12 protein-coding genes are annotated in these 12,931 nt (G+C 43.6%); 11 read left to right on the forward strand and 1 reads right to left on the reverse strand.

What is annotated here, in order from left to right:
* Nucleotides 1–4 precede the first annotated feature (4 nt).
* Nucleotides 5–1,324 carry an MFS transporter gene (locus QUB25_RS12720; RefSeq protein WP_333183598.1) on the forward strand — a complete coding sequence of 440 codons (1,320 nt, stop codon included), beginning with the start codon at nucleotides 5–7 and terminating at the stop codon, nucleotides 1,322–1,324.
* Here the strand turns inward: QUB25_RS12720 and QUB25_RS12725 are convergent.
* Nucleotides 1,321–1,476: a hypothetical protein gene (locus QUB25_RS12725; protein ID WP_333183599.1), complete on the reverse strand. Its 156-nt coding sequence runs from the start codon at nucleotides 1,474–1,476 to the stop codon at nucleotides 1,321–1,323. The genes QUB25_RS12720 and QUB25_RS12725 overlap by 4 nt on opposite strands.
* 938 nt (nucleotides 1,477–2,414) lie before the next feature.
* On the opposite strand from QUB25_RS12725, the gene QUB25_RS12730 reads away from it, so the two are divergent.
* From QUB25_RS12730 to QUB25_RS12775, 10 genes are all read left to right on the forward strand, one after another.
* Complete coding sequence (locus QUB25_RS12730; RefSeq protein WP_333183600.1) at nucleotides 2,415–3,710, forward strand: S8 family serine peptidase; 1,296 nt, start codon at nucleotides 2,415–2,417, stop codon at nucleotides 3,708–3,710.
* Between the two features lie 12 nt (nucleotides 3,711–3,722).
* Nucleotides 3,723–4,271 (forward strand): hypothetical protein, encoded by a 549-nt coding sequence (locus QUB25_RS12735; RefSeq protein ID WP_333183601.1) that lies wholly within the window; start codon nucleotides 3,723–3,725, stop codon nucleotides 4,269–4,271.
* 71 nt (nucleotides 4,272–4,342) lie between these two features.
* Nucleotides 4,343–5,638 (forward strand): hypothetical protein, encoded by a 1,296-nt coding sequence (locus tag QUB25_RS12740; RefSeq protein ID WP_333183602.1) that lies wholly within the window; start codon nucleotides 4,343–4,345, stop codon nucleotides 5,636–5,638.
* A gap of 12 nt (nucleotides 5,639–5,650) precedes the next feature.
* On the forward strand, nucleotides 5,651–6,043 hold the full coding sequence (locus QUB25_RS12745) for a hypothetical protein (RefSeq protein ID WP_333183603.1): 393 nt from the start codon (nucleotides 5,651–5,653) through the stop codon (nucleotides 6,041–6,043).
* Nucleotides 6,044–6,095: 52 nt separating this feature from the next.
* Nucleotides 6,096–7,235: a hypothetical protein gene (locus QUB25_RS12750; protein WP_333183604.1), complete on the forward strand. Its 1,140-nt coding sequence runs from the start codon at nucleotides 6,096–6,098 to the stop codon at nucleotides 7,233–7,235.
* Nucleotides 7,236–7,249: 14 nt separating this feature from the next.
* Nucleotides 7,250–9,286, forward strand: a complete 2,037-nt coding sequence (locus QUB25_RS12755) for a hypothetical protein (protein WP_333183605.1) — start codon at nucleotides 7,250–7,252, stop codon at nucleotides 9,284–9,286.
* An 88-nt stretch (nucleotides 9,287–9,374) separates the two neighbouring features.
* Nucleotides 9,375–10,718 carry a hypothetical protein gene (locus QUB25_RS12760; protein ID WP_333183606.1) on the forward strand — a complete coding sequence of 448 codons (1,344 nt, stop codon included), beginning with the start codon at nucleotides 9,375–9,377 and terminating at the stop codon, nucleotides 10,716–10,718.
* Nucleotides 10,708–11,010 carry a hypothetical protein gene (locus tag QUB25_RS12765; protein ID WP_333183607.1) on the forward strand — a complete coding sequence of 101 codons (303 nt, stop codon included), beginning with the start codon at nucleotides 10,708–10,710 and terminating at the stop codon, nucleotides 11,008–11,010. The genes QUB25_RS12760 and QUB25_RS12765 overlap by 11 nt, the downstream gene beginning before the upstream one ends.
* Complete coding sequence (locus QUB25_RS12770; protein ID WP_333183608.1) at nucleotides 10,997–11,770, forward strand: hypothetical protein; 774 nt, start codon at nucleotides 10,997–10,999, stop codon at nucleotides 11,768–11,770. Before QUB25_RS12765 ends, QUB25_RS12770 begins: the two co-directional genes overlap by 14 nt.
* Before the next feature lie 11 nt (nucleotides 11,771–11,781).
* A complete protein-coding gene (locus QUB25_RS12775; RefSeq protein ID WP_333183609.1) occupies nucleotides 11,782–12,927 on the forward strand; it encodes a hypothetical protein in 1,146 nt (381 codons plus the stop codon).
* Nucleotides 12,928–12,931: the final 4 nt, after the last annotated feature.

The following is a 12,931-nucleotide window of genomic DNA, read 5'->3' on the forward strand; positions in this document are numbered from 1 at the left end:
CATCATGCGTAGTCTTAAGAATCTCCGCCCCTTAAAAGGTGGAATGGGTGTTTTTTTTCTCGTCTGGTTCGGACAACTGATATCCCTCATCGGGTCGGGTCTGACAAGCTTTGCATTGGGAGTGTGGGTGTACCAGCGTACAGGATCAGTCACCGAATTCTCCCTAATTTTGCTATCGGCTCTGCTGCCCAGTATCCTGATTTCCCCGGTAGCGGGTGCCTTAGTTGACCGATGGAACCGGCGGTGGTGCATGATTCTGTCTGACTCCGGCGCGGCGATAACCACAGTGGCGATCGCCCTATTACTCGCTACCGGAAGCCTTCAAATCTGGCACATCTACCTGGCTGTCAGCCTCAGTTCCATCTGCAAAGCGTTTCAGTTACCCGCTTACACTGCTTCCACCTCTTCATTAGTGCCGAAAGAATTTCTCCCTCGTGCTAGTGGTATGGTTCAATCAGCAGAAGCGTGCGCCCAGCTAATTTCACCGCTGTTGGCAGGGGTCTTGCTAGGAACCATCGAGCTTCAAGGGATTATTTTAATTGACTTTGCCACATTCCTCTTTGCTGTAACAACTCTGTTACTCGTTCGCTTTCCTAATGTTAAAACTGCTACTGTTTTCCAAGATGAGAAACCTTCACTCTGGCGTGAAGCAATTGAAGGCTGGACTTACATTTACACTCGCCCTGGACTGTTCGCATTGCTCATTGTATTTGCCATCAATAATGTTGCACTCGGAATGATTGAGGTTTTATTCACACCTCTGGTACTTTCCTTCTCTTCAGTTACCGTTCTCGGAACGATTCAATCCCTTGGCGGTGCAGGGATGTTAGTAGGCAGCGTAGTGATGAGTGTTTGGGGAGGGCCAAGACCCTTAATTCGTGGTGTATTTGGTTTTACCTTTCTCAGTCAACTGTGCATCTTAACATTGGGATTACGCACCGATACTGCCCTTTTCGCTCTAGCTAACTTCTTGTTTTTCTTGAGTTTACCTTTTATCAATGGTTGGTGTGATGCTATTTTGCTCCGAAAAGTGGCTCCCGATATTCAAGGCCGAGTCTTTGCCACAATTAATATGATTTGTTTCTCGTGCATCCCCCTAGCTTATGCTATGGCTGGCCCCCTAGCCGAACGAATCTTTGAACCTTTAATGGCGGCGGACGGTTTATTAGCTGGAAGCATCGGTCAAATCATTGGTGTGGGGCCGGGCCGCGGTATTGGCTTGCTATTTATTACGATGGAAATTCTAGCCATACTGGTAACAGTTGCTATTTACCGATATCCGCGCTTGCGGTTTGTTGAAGATGAATTGCCAGATGTGATTTAGTGCTTGGGGAAAGCCGTGAGTGTATCGGTGTTGATTCTCAGTCGGCGTGATAGCTTCAGCATTTGCTGCTGGTGATGAGAGCGATCGCCCCTTATGCGATCGGCGAAGATGAAGGACGCCTCACTCGTGCCGGTTGCAACGGCTGAGTCCACCGCTTCATTTATCTGATACTCTCAAAAAACTATTCCATCACTAGGGCAGGATTTGGGGATACCCGTTTAGGGCAACAGTTGGGGTGCGGGCCGTCAGGAGGGCGCTTGAAAAATGCACGCAGAATTCTGGAACTGGCGTTTTTACTTCAGAAAAGAAGCGATCGCAATCCGCCCCGAAATGATGAAACGTAAAGCCGCCTAAGCAAAAAAATTGCTAGAGGGGCATTTTTACAGGCGATTTTTAAGGAGATGCCAGATTATCCTATAGCTGTCTTTCCAAGGATCGAACCTCGACTTTTCGTTGCTTGAAATGGCGCAAACTCGTTAAATTTCCAAGATTGTGACAGTTATAGAGTTAGATGGCGATCGCTCATTCGCTTCAGACGGTATTGTTTGCGAATAGGCGTTAAATTTTTACAGTCTGTAGATTTTCTTAATATAAATAACCAAAAAAAGGGGTAAAACCCCCTTGACAAGCATCTATCTAAAGAAATAGAGTTTTTATATCGAAAGATAGAAGACAGTTAGCTGGTTCCCAACTAACCGATAAAAGTATTGCCTCTGTCAGCAGGTATTTCATCATTACCAGGTTGAGGATAAAAAATTGAATTCTCACGCATCTATTTTTTCAGAACGTGGCGATCGATCGTCAGATATGCCAAATATTTTGGCTTCACTGGCAGGAGTATCGAGATTATGTTTACCGTTGCTCCATAAAGTGGATGGGCGGGAACCCAACCGATGCTGATAGCAAAGTGATTTCTCCCTTGACCTTACCTGGAGGGCAGTTGATACTTTCCTATGAAAGAGCCTTTGTATTCTCTTGATAGCAAGCAGGACGCATTTTTTTATCCGCAGTTCATCTTACTGATGGCCAGATTTATGGATCTTTGCTTCCCAGTTGCAAGGCGTTAGAGTCGCTTGTAAAACACATTATTATGAAAAAACATATTAGGTTAAAATTACATAAAAGTTTATCAACGGTGGCAGTCCCTCATTGGCAGGATTTTCTGTCAGACGAAGTGACTGCGCCCAGTAATATACATCCTCATATCGATGCGGTTTTAGCTAAATACAATATTCCTGTCTGGGTAACTAAGGAATATAAGTTCGACGGGGTTGACTGGAAACAGGAAGAATTAGAGAGTGGACTTAATAGAGTCTATCGACTAATTGTTCAGAAAAATATTCCCATTCCTGAGCAAACAATCCTAGAAATTTCTATACTTCCTATCGTAGAAACTATAGAAATTGGTCAACTTGTTGAATCTAATTTACCTGATATTTATGCGAGTGAGATGAGCATGACTATCAATTGTCATGCTCGACAAGCAATTGGTTTAGATATTGCTCACCAGTTATTTACTCGTGGCGATCCGCAGATTATCATTGCAGTTCTGGATACTGGTGTTGAATTAGATCATCCTGAATTAACAGATGCTTTGCTGCCAGGAGATGACTTCGTTCATATTATTGATGGGGCTGGGCAATTTATCGGAAAGCACTTGGGTTACGATCGCTGTCCTGATGATGAAGTTGGTCACGGAACTCATGTAACAGGTATTATCGCTGCTAAGGGAGAAACAGCTCCAGTCGGAATTGTCCCTCAATGTCGAATTTTGCCAGTGCGGGTATTGGGAACGATGAAGTCCGGCAATAAACGAGTGGGGGCGGGGTTGATTGATAACATTAATGCTGGATTGAAATGGGCCATCGACCAAGGGGCCGATGTGATTAATATGAGTCTGGGAATCAAGCACACAGGTGGCGCATTTCCTCATCAAGAAATTGTGGATTATGCCCAGCGCAAAGATGTAACTATTGTTGCCGCATCAGGCAATGACGGTCTTGAAGAGTCATACTACCCCGGTGCTTTCCCCCATGTCATTACTGTGGGTGCAGTTGACGAACGTGGGGAAATAGCCAATTTTTCTAACTACAGCAAAGTGGATATTGTAGCACCAGGAACTAATGTCTTTAGCACTTGGGTAGAAAAAAAATATGCTTTTTCTACCGGGACTTCTCAAGCCGCTCCGTTTGTTACCGGGGCAGTTGCTATGCTAAAATCTTACGCATTGCAAAAGTGGAAACACCGCTTATCCGATAGCCAGGTAAAGCATATTTTGCAGCATACTGCTGACAAGATAGATCCCAAGTTTAAGCATCAGAAAGCTGGTTTTGGTAGATTGAATTTGCCTGATGCTCTACGAATGCTGAACTACAAACTTAATTAATGGAGACTTACGATGCAAGCACAAATTGCTAACCAGGACAGTAATGATGAAACTATCGGCTTTATGAAGAATTTACTTGAAACTGATACTGATGAAAAACTGAATCCAAAACCCGAAAAACCAGTTCCGTCTCATCCTCCTAATCCATCTTTGGAAAAACAGATTATCTATCTGATTACTGAAGGTATTTTTACTGTATCTGCTGATTCACTAACAGGAACTCAGTTTCAAAATTTTTCAGGAAAAGAGCGACAAATAAAATTTAAAGCTTTAGGTTGCTGGGCGCGTAAAGGAAGTGGCCAGGAATGCGATGCAAGAGGCAATTCTGAGGGAAAAGCAGGCGAAGGTTATTTATTGCCAACAGCTAAAGAAAATTGTTTAGTGATTCAATCACCTAGGGGTATCTCCTCCAAACGAGAGCCGGAAGCTTTTTCGGAATTGGAATGCGAAATTAAACTGGAACCAATGGAAATAATTACTTTTATTCGTAATGACAAACCACATTCTTATATTTATAAAGAATGGACAGGCGACCTCATAATTGAGTGGTCTTTGTTGTAGCCCAGCTCAAAATAAAGTGACCAGAGAACTAATGAAGTGTATTCAGTTGAAATGATATAGAGGAGGAAATAATGGCTCTTAATTATACTTCTAATAATGGACAGTCCTTGAAACTCAACAAACCTTTTGAGGATATAGATCAGATAGCAGTTGAGGCTTTGAATAAGACAGAAAAAGAAATTGAAGCAGAACATCCAAACTCTAGAGACTTTATTAATAAACATCGTGGATTAACATCAGATGCTATTCAAGTTGTAGACCTACTTAATAGAAGCATCGCTCTAGAGTCCATCAACCGCTTTTTACTTTCAAGAGACGCTATTTATGTGGCTATTATTCAATTAGCTAAAGAGGAAGACAATGTTGCGGATGTAGCATCTCTTCGCACTTCAGTTTTAAACAAAGTCGCAAACCGACCAAGAAGAAAATTTTTGGCGTATCTTGCAGCAGATATTTTTAAGAAAAAATTAATTTGCATAACTCAGATTAATACTGAAAGTAAGCAAAAGCAATTAAGAGACTTGCTCTTAACTGAAAATATTCCTATTTCTATTAAAGAGGGAGAATTAATTCCCTCATTTATGAAATTGTTTGAAGGTTTCCTGAGAGAAGGAGATATTCCTTTTTATGTAGATGATTATTTGAATCAATACGATATTTCCAACAGTGCCTCGGCTAGGCGGAGGATTAGACAGGAAATGATCGAGGAATTGATCGAGTTAAATGCCTTTAATGAAGAAAGCATTAAGCAGCATTTACCTACAGTTTATAACGAGGCCAAAAAACTTACTAAACCTAGCCATACTAACAACGATCCTGTCAAGAGCGTACTTGGTGGTGGTAGAAGTTCTAAGTTGAACTTATCAGTCAATCGCTTTGATGAAGCAGAACACGAGTATCAGGAGATTGTAAAAGAAAATATCAAAGCGGCGGGAATGCTGGATTACATTTACTACTTCGATCGCTACTTTCATGCCTTCGATGTCGCAAATCTGCTAATTATGAAGTGGGCAGGCGGAACATTAAATATTCCTGAAGGCGAAACGGCTGGAAAACTTTACGGCTTCCACAAGCTGCGAGACAATCGCAATAGCCCAGAAGAAAGGGCCATGTTGTATAAGCGGGTGCTGAATAAAGGTGAGGGGCAAGTCCTCCAAAATATGGTGGTTAATGAAGCCTTCCCCATCTACTGGGAGCAGTTGATGTCTGAAATGCTTCAGTACATTCAAAAGTCAGAAAGTAAATCTCATCTAGACTCATTAAACAACAATGGAATTTCCCGAACACGGCTTTATCAATTGACTAGAAATTTACAGCAAAATCTGACTGAACACATGACAGGTATGGCCCACTTGCAGGTTCAATAAGACTATGCCCACTTGCAAGACGCTTTAGACATTATCAACAGTGAGGAAATTCGTAACTACTTTGGCGGTCGTCGCCAAACTTTATGGGATATTATCGAACGAGTGGTTAAAGAAGGATTGGGTATTCCTCTTCAAACCGAAGCGATTAAAACTCTAGCAATTCAAGGAAATAGGGTTTTTGAGTGGATTGCAGAGTTTGATGAAAGGACAGTTACGAGCGAACAGTTCAATGAATTCCGCAAAGCAGCGGAGGCTTGGATTATTTCTCAGGCTTCTCTTTCATCTGGTCAGCTTGCCTTGGCTCCCAGTAGCAGACTGTCTGCCCACAGTCAAACTACTCCCTCTAACAACGGCAGGGGTCTAGCTGGGGCGGGTTCTGTGGATAACGATTTTGACGATTGGTAAATCAGGACAATACTCATCGAAGTTCATCAAGTTTTAGAGAGGAAAAGTACCAATGCCGACAGATCCAAAACTGGAAGCCCAAGCTCGCCAACAAGCTCGCGAGCAGTTAAGCCGAGATCCAGATTTTAGCCAAAAAGACCGGGAGCAACAATTTGAACAGTACAAAGATTTAGTTAGGACTGAATATAACAAATTGGTTAACGACGAACGAGATAAAGAAAAGGAACGAGATAAAGAAATAGAAAGCCGGAATAAACAATTAGCTGCCGAGCAAAGCTTTTCGGGAGCGATGGCAGCAGGTGACATGATTAATGACAACCGTCACCTGAATCGGCGAATTGAACAACAGGGAGAACTGGCTGGTAACACACTGCGGCAAATTGATTTTCCTAAGTTTGTTAAAGATTTACTCAAATCGGTTTTCGATGCTAACCTCCAGGTCACCCAAGACCAGATGAATTCCTATGTGGAGTTAGTTAAACAACTGACTAAGCCAGTTTCTGAGTTGATAAAGACTATTGATGACGAATCTGCCAAGCTGTTTTTAGCTGAGAAGTTCAGTGATAAATTCCAGATATTAGCTAGTTCTACTAATCCCGGTGTGAGAGGCTTTGATGAAGGGAATAGTGGAAAGATGCAATTAGCTGATAAGGATGGAAATGAAATAGACAAAGCAGAACTTGAAGGCGAGATTGCTAGAGCTAAGTTAGAGATTGTGCGGCAGAATCAACGCTTGCTAGAAGAAATGCTGTTAATGGGCGTGAACCGCATGGTCGTAGAGAACGGTAAAATTAAAGCTTCTGTTGATTTCAATATCACGGCAAAGGAAAACATTAGAAAGTCGGATAACGCCCACGAGCAAAATATTCATTCACAAGGTAGAACTGACAATTATGGAGGAGGTGTTTCATTTCTTTCTTGGTTGGGAGTCAGATTTGATGCTGGGACTCAAACCACTGACACCCACACTAATATTGCTATTTCAACGGCTAATGCAAACAGTACCTCTACAACAGATTCATCCACTAAGGTGCATGGGGAAGTAGAAATTAATTTCAAATCAGACTACTTCAAACTTGATAACTTTAAAGATATTTTGCAACCATCAGGGCAGCGGAACCAAGACAAAAAATCGCCCGGAGGTAGCAACGCTGATGGTCAAGCATCAGAATCGGCTGAAGCCGTTAGTTGATGGAGTTGCAAGCGATGGCATTAGCGTTTCTTCGATTTCAAAGTAGTGATGAGGTTCACGATCGCTTTCAAGTCGATCTGGGTACAAACACATTTTATTTCTATACCATTGGGGACGGGGAATTACTTCATGCTAAAGGGCTGACGCTGATAAAAAATCCTAAATCTACTTCGCCTTTAATTGGCCCTCTGCCAGAAAGTAATTTGGGACGGACTGTTCTGGAAGTACCAAAAAAAGACTTCGATCGCAAAAACAGATTTATTCAAATCACTTCTTTTAGAACCCAGACGCAAGAGGGACCTGCCGTTTCTGATATTGTGGAAGTGTTGGCAACTAACCCCCCTAATAATGATGATTTGCCTATTATGTCTTCCAGTGAGACTGCTGTGATGGAAACACCAACTGTTACTGATTCCGATCGACGAACAAATCCGCCCGTTGTGGAAACTGTGCCGTTTGCTTATCAGGAGCAGACTCCTGTTAGCGAGGCGATGTTTTTGGGTACGTTAGCTAGTGTAGTCTCTGGTGTGGCTAGCAGACTTTTACCTACTGTCGCAAAAGCTTTGCCCCACATACTCCCGGCTATTGGCAGCTTTTTAGGTGGGGGGTCTAGCAACGGTGATGTGGCGGAAAAGGCGGGTGCTGATAATGGAACGGCTATTTTAGCTAAGTTGCTCTCCGATGGGGAAACTATCAAGCAACTGACAAGCTTATTGCAGAAAAAAGCCAAGAAATCTAAAAGCGATGATTCTGTAGCTGAAATTTTGGCTAAATTGCTCAAACAAGCTGCCAAAGCTGCCCAGGAAACACCAGCGGATGCGGATAGCGAAACCGCTGGGGCGATGAGCCTGGATATTAGCCAGCAACAGGAGTTAGTTGATGTAGTGAGAGCATTTACGGTTGAGTCGGGGAGTACATGGGAGGATGCTAACCATCCTTTGTTACAAACTTTCTCGGCTATGACCAATTTAATGCTAGAAAGCCCTAAATTACTGTCAGTGGCGGCTTCATTAGATAGCAATGGTTCAGATGTCCATTACAGTACCCGCCATTTCAGTCAGGGATTAGCTGCGCCTACCCAAGTGCCGGATTTTGAGCGGGTGGATGGGGTGCGGTTGCAATTTGCCAATATCAGACCTCAGATGATTCGGGGGCGGGAGAAGGCGCTGTATCGCTGTGACGCGGATGTGGATTTTCCTTTAATTGTGGATACGCCTCGGACGATTAGCAGAGGGGAACTGCACTTGTTAGTTACTAATGCGACGACTTTGGAAATTTTAATTGAGGATAGATATCAGGTCGAGAATGTTACTTCTGGCAGGTTAGCGGCAGTACCGAGGCTGAGTTGGCGGCAGTTGTCCAGGCTGAAGCCGAATGAAGATTATATTGTTTCTGTGGCTTTGGTGTGGGTGGCGAAATCGAAAACCAGTCAGGCGCAAAAGCGATTGGGCAGCAATGCGACTCAGTTGGTTAATTTTACCAGGGAATATTGCTTTGACCGCATGGGTAATGCTGGAGAGGTGATTCCCCTCAACGATGTAGAACAGCACCGCGCCTACTGGCACAAGGTTTGGCACGGCAACTTTACCGAAAATATGCGGCGGATTTCTTGGGATTGCAAGTATTACTTTGCCCTGGAACCAGAACGCAACAGCAACGCCAGGATGGAAACGGTGAGCATTATTGACGACCAAGATTCTACCAGGCGATCGGGGCGGATGAAAACGGGGTTAATTATGAGTCCTTATGAATTGAACGATTTAATCGGGAAAATTTCCAGCTATCCCCAACTGGAGGAAGCAGAATTGGCGGCGCTGATGTCTTCGGAATTTAAAGATAGTTTTAGCCAAGTGGCACAAAACAAGGTGCAATTTGAAGGACATCGGGGGGATGCGGTGGCGCTGTGGGCGTACCCGGAAATGAAATTGCAGCAAGTGGTACTGAAAAAAGTGGAACAGACGGATGGGAATGGACAGGTGATGCAATTGTCTGAGCGATCGGTTTATTTTCCGGTTCCTACTGTGGCTCACTTTATTGGAGTGGGTACTTAAGAAAGGAATACTTAGGCACTCAGGTAAGGTATAAAAGTGCCAAAATACAATAAATTTTATTGTCTTCTTTTTAGTTCAGGATTCAAAAATGGAAAGTAAAAAAAGCAACAGACCTACGCATAAAAGTAACAGACCTACATTGATTGGAAAAAGAAAGGCTGATAAAAACCTAGATATAGATATATATCAAATAACAGTTGGCACTTGGAACATTGGTCACCTAAGCTCTGGAAATAAAGATATAAATAATAAAAAACAATGTATTCTAAAATTATTGGATAGGAAACCTAAAATAGATCTGCTAGTAATACAGGAGGTCAATGAATTTGATAAAACTTTCGATTCATGTTTTTTAGATACAATCCAAAAACTTGGATACAGTGCTGATAAAGGAATAGAGTTCAAAACTGGATCGACTCAGTATACCTCACAAAAACAAAGCGCTCAGTATGAGTATTATGTTTTATTTTATTTAAAAGACAAATTTGCTCTTGACGATATCATCTGTAACGAGATTAAAATTTATGAGGAAGCAAACAAAAACGTTAGTCTTGATAAAAAAGAAGAAAGATCTAAATCTGCCGTAATTGACCAATACAAGTATCTTGGTGATAGATCCATCATAATAAGGGAGAAGGACTGTTATGAACTTGTATATCATGCCCAACAATGTGAATGGACGCCTTATAGACCTGTATTAGTCAGAAAGCTATCCTTACTTGGAAGTAATCGAAGTATATTATTAGGAACTGTACATACCTCACCGTCGTATGACGTTGTATTGACATCCAAAGAATATGTAAAAGGAATGATACAAATAAGTCAATTATTAGATAATATACCCTGGATTTTAGCTGGGGATTGGTATGTCCAAGATGGCGAAAAAATTGATACAGAAGGAAAGAAGACCATCAAAGAGGAAAATGATTGGTCAAAATTTTTGAAGGAGCGATCCTGTCTCTTGTTGAACCCGCTGTACACAGAAAATCGAACGGCTACAGGCCCCGACATTAACAGTATAGATATAAAAAAACAAACAAACTTTCCAAAAAACGGAGAAGGAATGATTGCAGACTACTTTATTGTCTCCAAAGATTTTTCCGAAGAAATAACTACTTTTGTACTTGTTCCCAATTATATACTTTCCCAAGGTGATGCGAAGCATAAATCAGAAGAAGTTTACAAAATTTGGTATTCCGATCATGCACCTGTAATAACTCACCTCTCTATCTCGCCATTACGATTATTTCAAGCAAATGCGTCATTGAGTCAAGCTAAAAGTGTTTTTCCGCAGTTCTCCTATGATCTCACTTATGCTATGTCAGACGAACCCATCCTCCTCAACGGTATGAAAGTCCTCTTCGACAACCCCACACCAACGACACCCGTCACCCTACAACCCAAACAAAAGGGAACGAATAATGGACGCTGAAGCAGAAGCAAACACCCCACCTGAACCGATTAACAATATCCTCACTCCTTTCGCCCAGGTAATCGACAAACTGGTAGACTACGGCGACCCCCTAGAAAACCCAATTACCGGACAGGCACTCAAAATTAGCGAAGTCAAAGTCGCCATGCCTCTAGAATTGCGGGTGGAACCCAAAGCAGCCGCACGAGTTGCCCTCAAAGCCTCCGCACCCACGCAAAAAACCGAGACAACAATTATGCCCGTGTTTCATCGCCTGACATTGCGGATTGTCATTAACGATGGTGAATTCTAACAATCGCCCCTGGAATTTAAATTCCTTCCTCGATTCCCTGATTGAGGAACTAGAAGACGCTCACGAGATGCTGTCAGTTAAAGGACTCAATCGCAAACTCAGTTACATGGTGCAAGATGTTGTTTTAGATTTGCAACTGTTTCCTGAATTTGACGGCGATAAAGTGTATTTCACCACCGCTAAACCAGGAGAAACCGGAGCGGCAAAAGTCTCAGTTAAGCTTGGCTCCATCCGCGACCATCAAATTCTAGAAATGGCAGACCTGGAATTTGATGATGAATTCCACATCAATCGCACCGAATTACCAGAACCCACTAAAAAAGAACTGAAAAAAATTGGCATTCAATCTGTCCGCGAACTGCGAGACACCATTGAAAATCGCCAAGTGAAACTTGACTCAGTTTTGGAACATCCCGTCGATTACAAGGAACTCGCAGCAGCCGTCAATAAATTTTATCGCGGACAACAGCCGCCCGCAGTTTCTAAAGCTAGTTTCACCAGAAAGGATGGTAAAGCAGTGATTACCTTGCAAGGGGAAAATTTAGCAGACGTACCACAATCTATAAAAAATTTGGCAACGGCACAATCTCTAGAGCAGTTTCCCATCGCCACATTAGACGGGGAAAAAGTCGAGGTCATTTCTGCCAATACTAACGAATTAAAACTGCAAGTGGAGGAAACCCAAATTAAAGGCAAAACTCAACAGCTAAAAGTTGCCCTCGATCCCTACGCCGTCATCTCCATGAATCTGAAATCCTGAACCCAGCCTCTATGCCAGACTTCGATGTTAGCACTGATCGCCCACCAGCACTCCCCCAAGAGTCGCCAGAGCGATCGCGCCCATCCCAGTCTGATAGCAGCTACCCCCTTCAGTACCGGGGAAACAACCGATTCCTCGCCCTAGAAGCCGAGTTGCGCCAAAAACGACAGGCAATTCAAGATCCGGTTGGTCACTTAACTGATGGGTTTGACTCCTCGCCAACCCCTCCCCTGAGAGGAGAGGGGCTTTCCAGCGCCCCCTTCCCTGCAAAGAAAGCGGGCTGGGGGGTTAGGGTTTCCGACAGACAAAATTTCCCCCAAATACAACCAGCAAATCCACCTCAGTACCAGCTAACTGGACGCAATCGGTGGCTGGAATTGGAAAGAGAGTTGCAGTCTCGCCGGCAAAATAACAGTCTACCGCAGAGCGATCGCCCCTCCATCCCCGCGCCCCCCAGCCCAAAACCCGCCATCCAAAGACAAGTTTTCGACTACAACGAACCGATTCGCCTGGAATATCATTCCAGCAGTTTTCCCCGCGCCGATCCTCCCACCAGCGATCGCGCCCCGCCCCCTCAAGAAGTCCCTGCTGTCAGCCCCACCTGGCAAGTCGCAAATTCTCAGGATGAAGTAAACTCTGAAGCGATACCTACCCTACGGGAACCTCTTCGAGGAACGGTAAGCTTCGCTAACGCGCCTCCTCCAGACAACCAACAGCCCCCAGCCGTCCCAGATACCGAGAAACCGCCCCCCCCCAAATCGCCCACCTTGGAGGAATTAGCCACTGCATTACTAGAGATTATCAACCAGCAAACCCGCCCACCCGTCGAAGTTTCCACCAGTTCCGCCAGTCCTTCACCCCCCCAACCGGAGATAAATGCTAATCCACGCAGCGCTGTTAGTCAACAAATGGGCACAGATATGCCCTATGCTACCGTCTTTGACTTGGGAACGGTTGAATTGGAATTGGAGCAACTGTTTGATACATTCGACCGGGAAATCGAACAGACAGAACAAGCAAACGTTGCCGATTTGGAACAGCGATTTGATGAATTCGATCGCGCTTTGGACGCACAACAGTCAGATAGCAAGGTTAAATCTAAACCCGCCAGTCAAACTAAGCGATCGGGTTTGGGCTTTGCCCCCAAAAAACCGTAAATAT

The sequence above is a fragment of the Microcoleus sp. B3-D7 genome (genome assembly GCF_036705305.1).
Taxonomy (GTDB): domain Bacteria; phylum Cyanobacteriota; class Cyanobacteriia; order Cyanobacteriales; family Microcoleaceae; genus Microcoleus.

Excerpts from the sequence above, each read along its gene's own strand:
- QUB25_RS12720 (WP_333183598.1), top strand. The coding sequence starts at position 5 with ATGCGTAGTCTTAAGAATCTCCGCCCCTTAAAAGGTGGAATGGGTGTT.
- QUB25_RS12775 (WP_333183609.1), top strand. The coding sequence starts at position 11,782 with ATGCCAGACTTCGATGTTAGCACTGATCGCCCACCAGCACTCCCCCAA.
- QUB25_RS12755 (WP_333183605.1), top strand. The coding sequence starts at position 7,250 with ATGGCATTAGCGTTTCTTCGATTTCAAAGTAGTGATGAGGTTCACGAT.
- QUB25_RS12730 (WP_333183600.1), top strand. The coding sequence starts at position 2,415 with ATGAAAAAACATATTAGGTTAAAATTACATAAAAGTTTATCAACGGTG.
- QUB25_RS12760 (WP_333183606.1), top strand. The coding sequence starts at position 9,375 with ATGGAAAGTAAAAAAAGCAACAGACCTACGCATAAAAGTAACAGACCT.
- QUB25_RS12735 (WP_333183601.1), top strand. The coding sequence starts at position 3,723 with ATGCAAGCACAAATTGCTAACCAGGACAGTAATGATGAAACTATCGGC.
- QUB25_RS12740 (WP_333183602.1), top strand. The coding sequence starts at position 4,343 with ATGGCTCTTAATTATACTTCTAATAATGGACAGTCCTTGAAACTCAAC.
- QUB25_RS12750 (WP_333183604.1), top strand. The coding sequence starts at position 6,096 with ATGCCGACAGATCCAAAACTGGAAGCCCAAGCTCGCCAACAAGCTCGC.
- QUB25_RS12765 (WP_333183607.1), top strand. The coding sequence starts at position 10,708 with ATGGACGCTGAAGCAGAAGCAAACACCCCACCTGAACCGATTAACAAT.
- QUB25_RS12770 (WP_333183608.1), top strand. The coding sequence starts at position 10,997 with ATGGTGAATTCTAACAATCGCCCCTGGAATTTAAATTCCTTCCTCGAT.